This is a genomic window from Vogesella amnigena, from assembly GCF_042648905.1.
Lineage (GTDB): Bacteria > Pseudomonadota > Gammaproteobacteria > Burkholderiales > Chromobacteriaceae > Vogesella > Vogesella amnigena.
In genome coordinates, this window is the sequence record NZ_JBHRYH010000046.1 from 269,599 (window position 1) to 285,908 (window position 16,310).

General features: G+C 61.2%; 13 protein-coding genes and 1 tRNA gene. 5 read left to right on the top strand and 9 right to left on the bottom strand.

Features of this window, described 5'->3' with window-relative positions; translation table 11 throughout:
- Window positions 1–60 precede the first annotated feature (60 nt).
- From lipA to ACFOKJ_RS16975, 4 genes are all read right to left on the bottom strand, one after another.
- The gene (lipA, locus tag ACFOKJ_RS16960; RefSeq protein ID WP_390281846.1) at window positions 61–1,011 is read right to left on the bottom strand and encodes a lipoyl synthase; all 951 of its coding nucleotides are present in this window, start codon (window positions 1,009–1,011) and stop codon (window positions 61–63) included.
- Window positions 1,008–1,631 carry a lipoyl(octanoyl) transferase LipB gene (gene lipB, locus ACFOKJ_RS16965; RefSeq protein ID WP_390281848.1) on the bottom strand — a complete coding sequence of 208 codons (624 nt, stop codon included), beginning with the start codon at window positions 1,629–1,631 and terminating at the stop codon, window positions 1,008–1,010. Before lipB ends, lipA begins: the two co-directional genes overlap by 4 nt.
- 7 nt (window positions 1,632–1,638) lie before the next feature.
- Complete coding sequence (locus ACFOKJ_RS16970; RefSeq protein ID WP_390281850.1) at window positions 1,639–1,917, bottom strand: HP0495 family protein; 279 nt, start codon at window positions 1,915–1,917, stop codon at window positions 1,639–1,641.
- A 216-nt stretch (window positions 1,918–2,133) separates the two neighbouring features.
- Entirely contained in the window at window positions 2,134–3,279 is a 1,146-nt protein-coding gene (locus ACFOKJ_RS16975; RefSeq protein WP_390281852.1) for a D-alanyl-D-alanine carboxypeptidase family protein, read from the bottom strand.
- 284 nt (window positions 3,280–3,563) lie between these two features.
- On the opposite strand from ACFOKJ_RS16975, the gene ilvA reads away from it, so the two are divergent.
- Both ilvA and ACFOKJ_RS16985 read left to right on the top strand, forming a co-directional pair.
- Window positions 3,564–5,093 (top strand): threonine ammonia-lyase, biosynthetic, encoded by a 1,530-nt coding sequence (gene ilvA / locus ACFOKJ_RS16980; protein WP_390281854.1) that lies wholly within the window; start codon window positions 3,564–3,566, stop codon window positions 5,091–5,093.
- A gap of 68 nt (window positions 5,094–5,161) precedes the next feature.
- Window positions 5,162–5,809: an HAD family hydrolase gene (locus ACFOKJ_RS16985; protein ID WP_390281856.1), complete on the top strand. Its 648-nt coding sequence runs from the start codon at window positions 5,162–5,164 to the stop codon at window positions 5,807–5,809.
- Window positions 5,810–6,190: 381 nt separating this feature from the next.
- Here the strand turns inward: ACFOKJ_RS16985 and ACFOKJ_RS16990 are convergent, their stop codons facing one another.
- Both ACFOKJ_RS16990 and ACFOKJ_RS16995 read right to left on the bottom strand, forming a co-directional pair.
- Complete coding sequence (locus ACFOKJ_RS16990; protein ID WP_390281857.1) at window positions 6,191–7,903, bottom strand: diguanylate cyclase domain-containing protein; 1,713 nt, start codon at window positions 7,901–7,903, stop codon at window positions 6,191–6,193.
- The gene (locus tag ACFOKJ_RS16995) at window positions 7,900–8,946 is read right to left on the bottom strand and encodes an extracellular solute-binding protein (RefSeq protein ID WP_390281859.1); all 1,047 of its coding nucleotides are present in this window, start codon (window positions 8,944–8,946) and stop codon (window positions 7,900–7,902) included. Before ACFOKJ_RS16995 ends, ACFOKJ_RS16990 begins: the two co-directional genes overlap by 4 nt.
- Before the next feature lie 290 nt (window positions 8,947–9,236).
- On the opposite strand from ACFOKJ_RS16995, the gene hppD reads away from it, so the two are divergent.
- On the top strand, window positions 9,237–10,313 hold the full coding sequence (gene hppD / locus ACFOKJ_RS17000; protein ID WP_390281861.1) for a 4-hydroxyphenylpyruvate dioxygenase: 1,077 nt from the start codon (window positions 9,237–9,239) through the stop codon (window positions 10,311–10,313).
- 24 nt (window positions 10,314–10,337) lie between these two features.
- Window positions 10,338–12,629, top strand: coding sequence for a heavy metal translocating P-type ATPase (locus ACFOKJ_RS17005; RefSeq protein ID WP_390281863.1), 2,292 nt, complete (start codon window positions 10,338–10,340; stop codon window positions 12,627–12,629).
- Between the two features lie 88 nt (window positions 12,630–12,717).
- Here ACFOKJ_RS17005 and ACFOKJ_RS17010 read toward each other — a convergent pair whose 3' ends face one another.
- From ACFOKJ_RS17010 to ACFOKJ_RS17020, 3 genes are all read right to left on the bottom strand, one after another.
- Window positions 12,718–13,425, bottom strand: a complete 708-nt coding sequence (locus ACFOKJ_RS17010; protein WP_390281865.1) for an EAL domain-containing protein — start codon at window positions 13,423–13,425, stop codon at window positions 12,718–12,720.
- Between the two features lie 293 nt (window positions 13,426–13,718).
- Window positions 13,719–15,038: a tRNA lysidine(34) synthetase TilS gene (gene tilS / locus ACFOKJ_RS17015; protein ID WP_390281867.1), complete on the bottom strand. Its 1,320-nt coding sequence runs from the start codon at window positions 15,036–15,038 to the stop codon at window positions 13,719–13,721.
- Complete coding sequence (locus ACFOKJ_RS17020) at window positions 15,010–15,975, bottom strand: acetyl-CoA carboxylase carboxyltransferase subunit alpha (protein ID WP_390281869.1); 966 nt, start codon at window positions 15,973–15,975, stop codon at window positions 15,010–15,012. The genes tilS and ACFOKJ_RS17020 overlap by 29 nt, the downstream gene beginning before the upstream one ends.
- A 230-nt stretch (window positions 15,976–16,205) precedes the next feature.
- Between ACFOKJ_RS17020 and ACFOKJ_RS17025 the strand changes: the two genes are divergently transcribed.
- Window positions 16,206–16,281: transfer RNA gene (locus ACFOKJ_RS17025), tRNA-Val, on the top strand.
- Window positions 16,282–16,310 lie beyond the last annotated feature (29 nt).

Sequence of the window (16,310 nt, forward strand, 5' to 3'; positions counted from 1 at the left end):
GCCGTAAACGACAATGCCGCCCTTTCGGGCGGCATTGTCGTGGCGACATCAGCAGCTGGTTTACACCACACCAGCCTCGTGTGCCTGTACATCGGCATGGTAGCTGGAGCGCACCATGGCGCCCACGGCAGCGTGCTTGAAGCCAACTTCGTAAGCCTTGTTCTCGAAGGCCTTGAACAGGTCCGGATGCACGTAGCGCAGCACCGGCAGATGGCCGTCGGTCGGCTGCAGATACTGGCCGATGGTGATCATGTCGATGTTGTGGGCACGCATGTCGGCCATCACTTCGTACACTTCCTCATCGGTTTCGCCCAGGCCCACCATGATGCCGGACTTGGTCGGCACTTCCGGACACAGCTTCTTGAACTCCTGCAGCAGCTGCAGCGAGTGCAGGTAATCCGCTCCCGGACGAGCCTGCTTGTACAGGCGCGGTGCGGTTTCCAGGTTGTGGTTCATCACATCCGGCGGGTTCTTGCTGAGGATGTCCAGCGCCAGCTCCAGGCGACCGCGGAAGTCCGGCACCAGCACTTCGATCTGGGTATTCGGCGACAGTTTGCGGATTTCGCTGATGCAGTCGGCAAAGTGCTGGGCACCGCCATCGCGCAGGTCGTCGCGGTCCACCGAGGTGATTACCACGTACTTGAGCTTGAGCGCGGCCACAGTTTCGGCCAGGTGTTTGGGCTCGTTCGGGTCCAGCGGGTTCGGGCGGCCGTGACCAACGTCACAGAACGGGCAGCGGCGGGTACAGATGTCACCCATGATCATGAAGGTGGCGGTACCCTTGCTGAAGCACTCGCCGATGTTCGGGCAGGTGGCTTCCTCGCACACGGTGTGCAGCTTCTGCTCGCGCAGGATCTGCTTGATCTCGTTGAAGCGCTGCCCGTTGGGCAGCTTGGCGCGGATCCACTCCGGCTTCTTGAGCTTTTCGTCCAGCGGCACGATCTTGATCGGAATGCGCGCGGTCTTGTCAGCGCCCTTGTGCTTTACGCCGGCCTGGTTGTCCAGTTTCATGCAGTCTCCTTCATCACCGTCAGGTTGCGTTCCAGGTGCGGCAGCAACTTTTCAGCAGTTTGCGTCACGGTAAGCGAAATACCGTGATTCTTCAATTGCGTCACCTTGAGGCCGGCATAGCCACAAGGATTGATCCAGCTGAACGGCGTCAGATCCATGTCCACGTTCAGGCTCAGGCCGTGATACACCGCGCCGTTCTTGATGCGCAAGCCCAACGAGGCGATCTTCTCGCCGGCCACGTACACACCTGGCGCGTTCACATCGCCATAGGCCTCGATACCCAGCTCGGCCAGCAGGTCGATCACCGACTGCTCGATGCGGCGCACCAGCTCGCGCACGCCAATACCCATGCGCTTGAAGTCGATCATCAGATACACCACCAGCTGGCCGGGGCCATGATAGGTCACCTGCCCGCCGCGGTCGCATTTCACCACCTCGATGCTGCTGGGCATGATCAGGTGTTCCGGCTTGCCGGCCAGACCCAGGGTGTATACCGGCGGGTGCTCCAGGCACCACAGCTCGTCCGGGGTATCGGCATTACGCTGGTCGGTAAAGGCCTGCATGGCCTGCCAGGTGGGGGTGTAGTCCACCAGTCCAAGGTGTTTGACGATGCGACTCATGGCTGCCTTACAGCACCCACTTCACCAGCGCGTGGCTGGTCAGCGAGCGATAGATGTTGTCCAGGTGTTCGCGCGAGGTGGCGGTAACGGTCACGGTCAGCGACACATACTTGCCGCTGGAGCTGTCGCGCGAGGCAATATGCGCATGTTCCAGATCCGGCGCGTGTACCCGCACCACTTCGTAAATGATGAGCTGGAAATCCGGGTGGCTCTCGCCCATCACCTTGATGGGGAAGCGGCAGGGAAACTCCAGTACATCGTTGATATCGGTTGCTTGCTTGCTCATATACGTCCTGTACTGCAAAGGGCACCTCGAAAAACGCCCGCTTTCGTCTCGATACTGCGTTGCTCACGGAAAATCCCTCCTTACATATCAATACATATGCTGCGTCGGGATTTTCCATTCGCGCCTTGTCTCGCTTAGAAAGCGGGGTTTTTCTAAGCGCCCGGAGGTTGGCCGCACCGGGCAGCTATCCACCCCATGTGCGGCCAGATGCAGGAATTACCAGCCCAGCCAGAGCTTGATGCTGTCCCACAGACGGCCGAAGAAACCGCCCTCTTCCACGCCTTTCAGCGCCACTACCGGCTGCTCGCTGATGACCTTGCCAGCCAGTGTCACGCTGAGCTTGCCTACCTGCTGGCCGGCTTTCACCGGTGCGATCAGCGGCTGCACGGTGCTCAGCTCGGCCTTCAACTGGCCAGCCTGGCCGCGCGGCACTGTGGCATAGACATCACGGGCAAAGCCCACCGACAGCGAGCCGGCGGCACCCTTGTACACCGCAACTTCCTTCACTGCCTTGCCGGCGGAGTACAGCTTGGGCGTTTCGAAGAACTGCAGCGCGTAGTTCAGCAGCTTGGAGCTTTCCACCGCACGCGCTTCTTCGCTGGCGGTACCCACCACCACCGACAGCACCCGACGGCCATCGCGCTTGCTGGAGGCAATCAGGTTGTAGCCTGCCGAATCGGTATGCCCGGTCTTCATGCCGTCCACGTTCGGATCGCGGTACAGCAGCAGGTTGCGGTTCGGCTGGGTGATGTTGTTGTAGCTGAATGACTTGATCGAGTAGATCGGATAGAACTCGGGGAAGTCGCGGATGATGGCGCTGGACAAGGTGGCCAGGTCACGGGCGGTAGTGTAGTGCTGCGGGTCCGGCAGGCCGGTGGCATTGCGGAAGCTGGTGGCGCTCATGCCCAGGCGCTTGGCCTCGGCAGTCATCATCTGCGCAAACACCTGCTCGCTGCCGGCAATCGCTTCGGCCAGCGTCACGCAGGCATCGTTGCCGGATTGCACGATCATGCCCTTGATCAGGTCATCGACCTTGGCCGGCACTTTCGGGTCCAGGAACATGCGCGAGCCTTCCTGTTTCCAGCCATGTTCGGAAACGGTCAGCATCTGGTCCAGGCTCAGGCGCTTCTCTTTCAGTGCCTTGAACGTCAGGTAGGCAGTCATCAGCTTGGTAAGCGATGCCGGCTCAATGCGCGAATCCGGATCGCGTGCTGCAATTACCTGACCGCTGTAGAAATCGGTAACAAAATAGGCTTTGCCGGCAATTTCCGGCACCGGCGGGACAAACCCGGCGGCGGCTTGCGCCAGGGTAGTCAGCGACAGCGCCGCTGCCAACATGATGGAGGTGGTGGTTTTCTTCATTGGAACATCTATTGGGTGAGTTGCCGCAAAACAGCCCGCCATTATACACGGCGATAGCCGCCTGCCCTGCCCTGCGGCGTACAAAAAATGCACGACGGCCCGGCACTGCCGTCGCATCGGGAACGGTGCAGACCAGCCATGGCCGCCGCAAGTTTCCCGGCCTGCCAACAAAGCCATGCCGACACTGGCATTGCAGTGCACAAACTGGTCCCGTTCAAGCATTCCCCGCGCCGGAGGTTCCTGCTACTCTGGCCGTTCAGGGACAAAAAATACGGAATCACCACATGTCGCACCCCAAGGATTATCTGGAACGCATCCTGACCGCCAACGTCTACGACGTGGCCATCGAAAGCCCGCTGGACCTTGCGGCCAACCTCAGCCGCCGTACCGGCAACACCATTCTGCTCAAGCGCGAAGACTTGCAGCCGGTGTTCTCGTTCAAGCTGCGCGGCGCCTACAACAAGATGTCCAAGCTCACTGCCGAGCAGCGTGAGAAAGGCGTGATTACCGCCAGCGCCGGCAACCACGCCCAGGGCGTAGCGTTGTCCGCGCAGCGCCTGGGCTGTGAAGCCATCATCGTGATGCCGGTAACCACCCCGCAAGTGAAGATCGACGGCGTCACCCGCCGCGGCGGCAAGGTGGTGCTGTCCGGCGAATCGTTCAGCGATGCCTACCAGCACGCCATGACGCTGGTAGCCGAAACCGGCAAGACCTATATCCCGCCGTTCGACGACCCGGACGTGATCGCCGGCCAGGGCACCATCGGCATGGAGATACTGCGCCAGCACCCCGGCCCCATCGATGCGGTATTCGTTGCCATCGGCGGTGGCGGCCTGGCCGCCGGTGTGGCCAGCTACATCAAGCGCCTGCGCCCGGAGACCAAGATCATCGGCGTGCAGCCGGTGGATTCCGACGCCATGAAGCAGTCGATCGCAGCCGGTCACCGCGTGGAGCTGAAAGATGTGGGCCTGTTCGCCGATGGCGTGGCGGTAAAGCTGGTGGGCGAGGAAACCTTCCGCATCTGCCGCGAACTACTGGACGAGATCATGCTGGTGGACACCGACGCCATCTGCGCCGCCATCAAGGACATCTTCGAGGACACCCGTTCCATTACCGAGCCAGCCGGCGCGCTGGCTGTGGCAGCCGCCAAGGCCTACGTGGAGCGCGAAGGCTGTAGCGGCAAGACGCTGGTGGCGATCAACTGCGGCGCCAACATGAACTTCGACCGCCTGCGACACGTGTCGGAGCGCTCCGAGCTTGGCGAGCGCCGCGAAGCCATCATCGCGGTGACCATCCCTGAGAAGCCGGGCAGCTTCAAGAAATTCTGCAGCGTGATCGGCAACCGCAACATCACCGAGTTCAACTACCGTTTTGCCGACCCCAGCATCGCCCACGTCTTCGTTGGCGTGCAGATCAGCGGCAAGGATGACGTTGGCCGCATCGTCGACGACCTGCGCGCCAACGAGCTGGAAGGCCTGGACCTGACCGACAACGAGCTGGCCAAGCTGCATATCCGCCACCTGGTGGGCGGCCACGCGCCACAGCTGAAGGACGAGCGCGTGCTGCGCTTCGAGTTTCCGGAGCGCCCGGGCGCGCTGATGCGTTTCCTGGAAGCGATGCACACCAACTGGAACATTAGCCTGTTCCACTACCGCAACCACGGCGCCGACTATGGCCGCGTGCTGATCGGCATCCAGGTGCCGGCGGATGACGATGCCGCCTTTGCCAGCTTCCTCGACAATCTGGGCTACCCGTGGGTGGAAGAAACCGACAACCCGGCCTACAAGCTGTTCCTCGGCAAGACACTGCGCTGAGCGTGACGTAAAATCATGCGGCCAACTGTCCAAGGTTGGCCGCATTTCTATTCTGGAGACCGCAGCACATGATCAAGGCCGTACTGTTTGACCTTGACGGCACCCTGGCCGACACCGCCCGCGATCTGGGCGCCGCCCTCAACCGCCTGCTGGCCGAGGAAGGTCTGCCGCCGCAGCCGTACGAGGCAGTGCGCCCGATCGCCAGCCACGGCGCACGTGGCCTGGTGAGCCTGGGCTTCGGCATCGACAAGAGCCACCCGCGCTTCGAGGAATACCGGCTGCGTTTCCTGGATCACTACGAGCACAGCTTCGCCGACAAGACCGTGCTGTTCGACGATATCAACCCGCTGATCGACGCGCTGCAGGCACGCCAGCTGCAGTGGGGCATCATCACCAACAAGCCGATGCGCTTTACCGATCGCCTGGTGCCGGCACTGCCGTTTGCCTGTGCGCCGGCGGTGGTGGTGAGCGGCGACACCGTGGGCGTGGCCAAGCCGGACCCGGCGCCGATGCTGCACGCGGTACAGCAGCTGGGCGTGGCACCGGAAGAATGCCTGTACGTGGGCGATGCCGAGCGCGACATCCAGGCCGGCCGTGCAGTCGGCATGAAAACCGTGCTGGTGAACTGGGGCTACATTTCGGACGACGACGACACCGCCAGCTGGCAGGCCGACTTCGCCATCGACCAGCCGCTGCAACTGCTGCAGCACCTGTAAGAGCCTGTTCACGATCTGCTACGCGTCGGCGATACGGCGTGAATTCGCCTCAGGTATGCGCATTGACTACTTGTCAACTCCGCGCGCCTCAGTTTCCGCCTTGTCCCGCTCTAGCTCGCTAGTTCGTGAACACGCGCTAAGCCAGCCACAGCGGCTGAGGGCAAATACCGCCGGCCGCTGCGGGCCCGGCCCTTCCGATTGGGCACCTCGAAAAACTCCCGCTTTCGTTGCGACACTGCGTTGCTCATGAAAAATTTCTCCTTACATATCAAATATATGCTGCGTCGAAATTTCTCACTCGCGCCTTGTCTCGCTTAGAAATCCGGGTTTTCGAGGCGCCCGATTACCAAGCGTGCATGGCCGCTGCGACGTGCCAAGGCTTCACTCCTGCAACACCGCAAAGCCATAGCCACCACGGCCGCGTGCCTTTACCTGGTACATGGCGCGATCGGCACTGACCAGCAGGGCCGCAGGCGAAGCACCGTCATCCGGAAACAGGCTGATGCCGACGCTGGCACCAACGCGCAGGGTGATACCCTGGAACGGAATGCCCAGCGACAGCTGCTCCAGCAGCTTGATGACAATATTGATGATGTCCTGCCGTGAGCCAGGAACATCCAGCAGGATCACGAATTCATCACCGCCAAGCCGCGCCACGGTATCCACCGCCCGCACCGACTGCCGCAGCCGGTGCGCCACTTCCATCAGTACGATGTCGCCGGCATCGTGGCCCCAGCCATCATTGATATCCTTGAAATTGTCCAGATCGATGAACAGCAGGGCCAGCTGCTCATCGTGGCGCCTGGCACGGCTGATCGCCAGGTCCATCCTGTCCTGCAACATCCGGCGGTTGGGCAGCCCGGTAAGCGGATCGTACTGCGCCAGCTGCTGCAGCTGCTGCTGGCTGGCCTGCAGCGAATCCATCTGCTCGCCGATCTGCTGTTGCATCTGCCGGAAGCTGCGCGCCAGCTCACCGATTTCATCGTCGCGCGCCACTGGCAGTTCGCTGGTACCTTCGCCACGGCCAAAGCGCTGGGCAGCATCGGTCAGCTGCCGTAGTGGCCGCAGTGCCAGTCTAGCCAGCAGCATGGCCACCAATATGCCCAACAGCCCCAGCACCAGCACACTGACCAGAATCAGCTGGCCAAAGCGCTGCGCCCCTTCACGGGCACTGGACAGCGGCTGCGCCAAGCCCACGAACAGCTGCCGCTCTTCCGATCGCGGCCCCAGCGGCTGCTGGACAAAGGCCAGCAATGCGGACTGCAGCGCACCGCTGCCAGCCACATCCTGAAACACTACCCGGCTCTGCCGGCCATCCACCAGCGCAGCAGTAGCCGCGAACTCTTCCTGGATCAGCACCCGCCGCCCACGATCAAAGCCGAACACCTTGGCATGATCCGGATGCAGCAGAATATCGCCGTCGCCATTGGCCAGAAACAAGCGGAAATCCGCAGGCAGATCCACGGCCAGCAAGGCAAACATGCCGTCCACATCCAGGTTGATCACCACCACGCCCAGCGGCTTGCCTTTGTCATCCTCCACCGGCATGGCCAGCTGCATCGATGGGCGCTCGGCACCGGCATGCACACCGCGCTCATGGTTGATGGTGATACGCGACATGTAGACGCTGCCTGGCGGCTGCTTCAGCGTTTCGGAGACATAGGAAAAGTGACCTTTTTCCTGCAGATCGTCATCGGCCACCCGCACGAACGATGCCCCCTGCCGATCCACCCGCACCCGTTCCAGGCCAAAATCGGCGGCGGAAATCAACCGGATCTGGAAGTAGGCCGGATTGGCCCGCATCATCAGTTCGAACAGCTCATCCAGCTGCTGTCGGCTGCCGGCATCCCCCTGTCGCAGCATGCTCCGGGCTGCCGGGTGCCGTGCCAATATCTGAAGATTGCGCACCACCTCCTGCAAGCCGGTGTCGATTCGTCTCCCCAGCACCTGGGTTGCTGCCAGCAAGGACTGCTGCGATGCCTCCACCAGCAACTGGCGACTGACACCATAGCTGTAGGCACCGGTCAGCGCGGCCGCCGTCACCCCGACTACGGCCAACAGGATGGCAAGCTTGACCGCAATGCCTGACTTCATGGTTGCAGAACCTTGCCGGCTCGATCCCCGGCCAGAATGCGTGCCCACAGCTTGTCACGCCGCTCGGCGCTTTCCGGCGGCTGCAACCAGACAATGCGGGCGTTGTGCTTGAAATAGGGTGATGCCGAGGTGGTATTGGCCAGGCCCTGGCGCTGCAGCAGCACCCGGCCCGGCATGTCTTCCAGCAAGTAGTTGATCCAGCGTGCCGCCAGCTGCGGGTCGCGCGCCTTGCGGCTTACCGCCCAGCAGTCCAGCCAGGCCAGCGCACCCTCGCGCGGGATGGCATAGCCGGCATCCACTCCGGCCGCCTTCAGCAACTGCACCTGCTGCGAGCCAAAGTTGGCAAACATCAGCGCGGCATGGCGCTCCTTGAACATGGCAACAGACTCTGCCGGCCCGGTGTAGAAACCGCTGACATTGCGCCGCAGTGCAATCAGCTGCGACACCACCGCAGGCAGCTGCGCCGGGGCAATGCGAAATGGCGACGCAAAACCAAGTGACTGGGCTGCCAGCGAGAAATTGTGCACCCCGCCGTTATAGGCAATGACCTTGCCCTGGTAGCGGCGGTCCCATAACGCGGCGATGCTGTCCGGGGGCTGCGGCAGCTGACGTCGATCGTAGATCAGCCCCATCTCGGAATAGGTATAGGGAATGGCGTAGCTCTGGCCGGCATGAACCAGCCCCGGGATGTCCTGACGCTGCCGGAAACGGGGTAACTGCCTTGCCAGGTTGGGAATGTCCGCCGGGTCGATGGCGGCAACCAGTCGCTGCTGGATATAGCGCTGCAATTCAGCGGTATTCACCGCCATGACGTCGAAATCAGCGCCCTCATTGTGGCTGAAGCGCTGCCACAGCTCGGTATCGGACTCGACCAGCGTGACCTCCACCTTGCTGAAAGTGCGTTGCTCGAACTCGCGCACTACGTCGGCATCGGCATAGCCTGGCCACGCCAGCACCCGCAGCACTGCTTCGGCCTGCGCCGGTACAACGCTGGCCAGCAAGCACAGCCCTACGACAAGTTGCTCCCATTGCAAGCGCTGCATGACAGAATCTTTCCAGTAGATTGGCTCTTGCAGGCGCCATGCCACACCGTCGGCCTGCCTTGCCACGAAAAATTAAGGATACTCTTAACTTAATATCACTGCTTAAATGCAAGCTACAAGCTGAGCGCTACAACTTTAAAACCCATTCGCAAAAATACACCATTGGCATTAAAAAAATCCAATTAATGCATAAGGCAACATAAAGGCTGCCGTGCTGGATTTTGCCGTTGGCCGCACTATTGTTGTGAAGAAGGCATCACTTCCCGATGCCGGCACAGGGGGACCGCAGCATGGCAGACCTGTTCGACAATCCGATGGGGCTGATGGGGTTCGAGTTCGTCGAATTCGCCGCCCCCGACAACGACACGCTGGAGCCGATATTGCGCATGCTGGGCTTCAGCAAGGTGGCGCACCACCGCTCCAAGGATGTCGATCTGTACCGCCAGGGCGGCATCAACTTCATCGTCAACCGCGAGCCACGCAGCCAGGCCGCCTATTTCGCCGCCGAACATGGCCCTGCGGCCTGTGGCATGGCATTTCGCGTGCGAGATGCTCACCATGCCTACAACCGGGCACTGGCGCTGGGAGCACAACCGGTGGAGATTCCCACCGGCCCGATGGAGCTGCGCCTGCCCGCCATCAAGGGTATTGGTGGCGCGCCGCTGTACCTGATCGACCGTTTCGAGGACGGTAAGTCCATCTACGACATCGATTTCGAGTTCCTGCCTGGTATCGACCCGCACCCCACCGGCCATGGTTTCAAGCTGATCGACCACCTGACCCACAATGTCTATCGCGGCCGCATGGCCTACTGGGCCGGCTTCTACGAGCGGCTGTTCAACTTCCGAGAAATTCGCTACTTCGACATCAAGGGTGAATACACCGGCTTGACTTCACGCGCCATGACTGCGCCCGATGGCTTGATTCGCATCCCCCTGAACGAAGAAGGCGGCTCCGGCCATGGCCAGATCGAGGAATTTCTGATGCAGTTCAACGGCGAGGGCATCCAGCACATTGCTCTGTTGTGCGACGACTTGCTGGCAAGCGTAGACCGCCTGCGTGCCGCCGGCGTGCCGCTGATGACGGCGCCGCCCGCCACCTACTACGAAATGCTGGACGAACGCCTGCCAGGCCACGGCGAGCAGGCCTCCTCCTTGCAGACACGCGGCATTCTGCTGGATGGCAGTACGGACAATGGCCAGCGCCGCCTGCTGCTGCAGATTTTCTCGCAAACATTGCTGGGGCCAGTGTTCTTCGAATTCATCCAGCGCAAGGGGGACGATGGCTTTGGCGAGGGCAATTTCAAGGCATTGTTCGAATCCATGGAGCGAGACCAGATCCGCCGCGGCGTGCTGAAACCCGATTAGCGCCCCCCGGCCAGGAAAGCCCCTGTGAGCACACTCACCAACAACAAGCTCAACCTGTTACTACTCGTCATTGCCGTGGCAACCCTGTTGTGCGGCCTGCTGCTGCACTTGCTGCAGGCTACACAAACGGCCGGCCATATCTGGCTGGCCGGCACACTCCCCATCCTGACAGCCCTGCTGTATGACACGCTGAAGAATCTGCTACAGCGCAAGGCAGGGGTCGATATCCTGGCCCTGCTGTCGATCGTGCTGGCACTGTGGCTGGGAGAAATGTTGACCGCCGCGGTAATCAGCCTGATGCTGGCCAGCGGCCGCGCACTGGAAGACTATGCCGCGGCACAAGCGCAGCGGGAAATGAGCGCCTTGTTGCAGCACGCGCCCCGCTTCGCCCACCGCTTCCAGGCCGGAGAGTGGCACAAGATCGAGATCCAGGACATTGCCAGCGGTGACCGCCTGCTGGTACGCAGTGGCGAAGTGGTACCCGCCGACGGCAACCTGCTCTCCAATGCATTACTGGATGAATCCACCCTCACCGGCGAACCCTTGCCAGTAAACCGTGCCGCCGGCGAGTCGATAGCCAGCGGCAGCCTGAACGCCGGCCAGCCATTCGAGTTGCTGGCCACGGCAAGCAGCGATCGCAGTACCTTTGCCGGCATCGTGCAACTAATGCGCGAAGCCCGGCAGCAACAGAGCCCCTCCGCCCGTCTGGCGGATCGCTACGCACTGCTGTTCATTCCCCTCACCCTGTTCATTGCGCTGTTCGCCTGGCTGCTCAGCCATGACCTGAACCGGGTACTGGCCGTGCTGGTGGTGGCCACGCCCTGCCCGCTGATCCTGGCGGTACCGGTAGCCATTGTTTCCGGCATGTCCAGCTGCGCACGCCGAGGCGTGCTGGTAAAGAACGGCGCCGCGCTGGAGCGCCTGGCGCAAGCCAATTCCCTGTTCTTCGACAAGACCGGCACCCTTACCGGTGGCCATGCCCGACTGGCGGTGATCCAGGTATCCGCGGGCATCAAGGCTGACAATGTGCTGTGGTTGGCCGCATCACTGGAGCAGGCCTGCAATCACGTGCTGGCAGAATCCATCGTCACCGCCGCGCGTGAACGCAACATCTCCCTGGCCCTTCCCGTCAACGCGGAAGAATCCGCCGGCGCCGGTATACGTGGCGAAATCGCCGGCCACCAGGTAGCGGTCGGCTCCTACGACTATGTCAGCAACCAGGCGGTACCGGCGCCATGGAGCCCGCTGTTCCTGCAGCGCCTGGCCTATGACGGCGCCAGCGGCGTGTTTGTCAGCATGGACGGCATCATGGTCGGCGCATTGCAACTGGTGGACCGCCTGCGACTGGACAGCCCACGCGCGCTACGGCGACTCGCCCTGGCCGGGCTGGCCCATATCGTGATGCTCACCGGGGATCGCAAGGATATCGCCAGCACCCTCGGCAACCAGCTGGGAGTCAGCGAGGTGCTGGCAGAACAGACACCAGCGGACAAACTGAATGCCATCCGCAAGGCACGTGAGCAAGGCGTGGTAGTGATGGTGGGCGACGGGGTGAACGACGCCCCGGCACTTGCCGCCGCCGACGTAGGCGTGGCCATGGGCGCCCACGGCGCCGCAGCCGCGGCGGAAGCCGCCGACATCGTACTGCTGGTGGACAGGCTGGACCGCTTGGTGGAGGCGCTGCACATGGCGCGGCGCGCCAGACGCATTGCCGCGCAGAGCGTCATTGCCGGCATGGGGCTCTCGATCATCGCCATGCTGGCAGCCGCCGCCGGCTACCTGCCCCCCATCAGTGGCGCCATTCTGCAGGAAGTGATCGATGTGGCGGTGATACTGAATGCGCTGCGCGCGCGCCAGACGCCACGCGGCGGCGACAGCCAGCTGTCGATCCAGGATGCCGCCCAGCTTTCGGCAGAGCACCGCGAGCTGGAACCGATCCTGGCGGAAGTTTCCACCCTGGCCGACCGCCTGCCGGATCTGCCCGGCCCGCAGGCACTGGACGAGCTGCGCACCCTGTTTGAAAGCCTGAACCGGCAGCTGCTGCCGCATGAGCAACAGGAAGACCACGAGCTATACCCGCAGCTGGCACGCAAAATGGGAGGCGACGACCCGATGGCCGCCATGAGCGGCACCCATCGCGAGATATTCCGCATCACCCGCCTGCTGGAGCAATTGATACACGACCTGCCAGCCAGCGGCCCACCACCGCATGCCACCCAGGAGCTGCAGCGCCTGCTGTACGGCCTGGACGCCATACTGCGCCTGCATTTCGCCCAGGAGGAAGAGCTGTATCACAGCCTCAGCAATGGGGCCTGAATCCACAGCAGGCACATTGGACGCCACCATTTCAAACAAAAGGCCGCATCAGATACTGACGCGGCCAGGGAAAACGGGCAGATGGTGACTAGGCAACTTCATGTATCACATCCCTGCTGGACATGACTTCATCAATCAGGTACTCGATCTCGCAAGGCTTGCTGAGTAAATCTCCTTGCACACAAGACACACCAGCCCGATAGGCGAATTGCATTTGAATAGTAGTTTCAGGATTGCAGGCAATCACGCTGCAATTCAGATCGGAAAGAATAGTCACGATGTCTTTGAGTGCATTCTGGAATTTTGACTCATAGCACCACTGCAGGAATGGCTTATCTATCTTGATGAAACGGGGCAAGGTCGTAATCACCTGAAACAGGCCATTGCCATAGTGGCCAAAATTATTCAGCGCCAATTCTCCACCTTGTGACATTAGCCGCTTGATTACCGGGTGTGCATCGACATCTTCGGCACGCTGATGGATATCTACCTGCACTACGATCTTGATACCCAGCGCCTGGCTTCTTTCCCCGAGAAAGCCCAGCAAGTCTCGGGCGTGATCAAGGCAGTCATCGGTCAGGGTGATGAAAAGCCGTTTGATGTTGAGCCTGGCAATGCTTTCCAGATCACTCATCACATGCAGCAGCGCATGGCGCAGCATTTTTATGTAGTTATCGTAATGCTTGGCTTTTGAATTGACCTGAAAGTCCGCTGGCAGCAAATAGACCTCCAGCCCCAGCATCACGTCATTTACCTGGAAAATGGGCTGGTAGCGTGGTCGGAAAACCTTGTCCATGATGGATCCTTGGTGGCATTTCTATCCGACCAATATAGGTTTCAATGAACGTCACGACTTTCAACAATACTCATGAAGTATCAGTAACGTTTAACCAGGGAACTTATTCCTGCCGATGTGAAACGCCAGCCAGAAGCAACCGCGGCAGACTGGCAAAGCAATATGCAAGCACACAAGGCGTCAAGGCATGCAGAAAGCATTGCGGGCAAGGGCAACCACGCTGGACACCCCGGCAATGGAAGCTGATGTGAAGGGGAAACAACGGTGAAGTGAAGACGGAAGCCGCCCGCGTGCTAGCGGTGGATGGCAGCGGGAAGCCACTCGGGCCACCAGCCATCCGCCTGCTGCATGCGCGCGTTCAATGCGACACCCGGCACGCCAAGCAACTCTCCATCCGCGCCAAGCAGTACTGGCCAATCATTGCGCAGCAGTGCCGGAACACCGTGTTCCTGGAACAATTTCTTCAGCGATTTGTGGCCAACGGCAAGTGACAGCGTCGCGCCGGGTTGCCGGGAATGAAGATAGACAGCTCGGCCTTGCCAGTCGGCGGGCAGGCCTCGGCCGCGCAGCCAGCGCAGCATGCCATGCTCGCCCTGCCAGCTTTCACCAACCCGGCACAGCTGCGGCCAAGGGGCGGCATGATCGACTACCCGTAGCAAACCAAGCACTTGCCGATAGCAGAACAATTCGACACCAGGCAGTGCCAGTCTGGCTGCTTGCCCTGCAGCCAGGGCGGCCAGCAGTGCATCCAGCGCCTCCGGCGTCGCTGCCGATACGGACTGCCGCGCCAACCAGCACACCAGTAGGTTACGTTGCCGTGGCAGGCTCAGCTGCAGCAGCGCCGGCACCGACAGGCCTGCCCCGCTCGCAACTTGCTGCAGGTCCAGCGCAGCCATGTCATCAAGAATCGACGCGGCATCGGCCATGCGCTGCGCGCTGCGCTGCAGTTGCGCATCCAGTTGCGGCAGCCGTTGCCGTAAGGCCGGCAGGGTATGCAGCCGCAGATGGTTGCGCAGATAGTTGGCCGTATCGGCGTTGGAGTCATCTTCCACCCACTGAAGGCAATGTGCTTCGGCATACTGCTGCAGCTGGCTGCGACCAAGTTTCAATAACGGGCGCCACAACAATTTTCCCTGCCAGTCGCGGCTCACCGGCATGGCAGCAAGCGCGCGCGGACCGCCGCCGCGCAGCAGCTGCAGCAATACGGTTTCGGCCTGATCATCGGCATGCTGTGCCAAGGCAATCACCCTTGCCGGCGATGCGGCCAACACCTGGTAGCGAGCTTCGCGCGCCACCGCCTCCAGGCTCTGCCCACCCGCACGCTGCAAACTCACATGCTCGACACGCAGCGGCACTTGGTACTGCGCGCACAGTTGGCCGCAGAATACCGCCCAGTCATCGGCATGCTGGCTGATGCCGTGATGCACATGCACGGCACTGACCGCAGGGCCACCGGCTTCGTCACGCCAGCGACACAGCAGGTGCAGCAACACGCAGGAATCCAGCCCGCCCGAGAGGGCCAGCTCCAAATGACAAAGGCCGGACAAGTTGTCCGGCCAGTGGGCAATCAGCTGTGCAAGCAGATCAGGCTGCATCTTCCTTGAAGCGGCCATAGCTCATCAGGCGATCGAAGCGGGTTTTCAGCAGCTCGGTCACATCGCGGCTGGCAGCTTCCTTAAGTTGCTCCTGCAGTACGCGCTTGAGAGCAGCCATCATCGCCGGATGGTCACGGTGCGCGCCGCCCAGCGGCTCGTTGATCACGCGATCGATCAGGCCCAGCGATTTCAGGCGTGACGCGGTAATGCCCAGCGCTTCTGCCGCATCGGCTGCACGTTCGGCCGTCTTCCACAGAATGGAAGCACAGCCTTCCGGCGAAATCACCGAGTAGGTGGAGTACTGCAGCATATTAACGTAGTCGCCCACGGCAATTGCCAGCGCACCACCGGAACCACCCTCACCGATCACGGTGACGATTACCGGCACCTTCAGGCGGGTCATTTCGTACAGGTTGCGGCCAATGGCCTCGGACTGGCCGCGCTCTTCGGCGCCGATACCCGGGTAGGCGCCCGGGGTATCAACAAAAGTAATGATCGGCAGGCCAAATTTCTCGGCAGTACGCATCAGGCGCAGCGCCTTGCGATAGCCTTCCGGGCGCGGCATGCCAAAGTTGCGGTAGATCTTTTCCTTGGTATCGCGGCCCTTCTGATGACCAATCACCATTACCGGCTGGCCATTGAAACGCGCCAGGCCACCCACGATGGCCGGATCATCGGCAAAAGCGCGGTCGCCGTGCAGTTCCTGAAAGTCGGTAAACAGGCTGCCAATGTAATCCAGGGTATACGGGCGTTGCGGGTGACGCGCCACGATGGCGATCTGCGAAGGCGTCAGTTTGCTGTACAGCGTCTTGGTCAGTTCCTGACTCTTCTTCTGCAAGCGGGCAATCTCTTCCGAGATATCGAGGACGGAATCGTCTTGGACGAAACGCAGTTCCTCTATCTTGTTCTCGAGCTCGGCAATCGGCTGCTCAAAATCAAGAAAGGTCGGCTTCATGCTTAGGTTCCGATTAGGGACAATCGGGCAATGATACATGAGCAGTTTGCATCACGCACCACCCTGTCCGACAAAATGCCGAGGGCATCAGTGATAGCAAAAACAGCTGCTTGAAAATTTGCATGCAGAAATTTGCGCACAACCCTTGCAGGCCCGCCGTTGCTGTGTTTTAATTCGCCTCCTCGCTGAACGACGCAGCTAAAAAGCAGCGATTCAGCAAGCAGATTTCAGGGCGTTTAGCTCAGTTGGTAGAGCGTCTGCCTTACAAGCAGAATGTCGGCGGTTCGACTCCGTCAACGCCCACCAAGCTTTAGGTTGGAGCGGTAGTTCAGTTG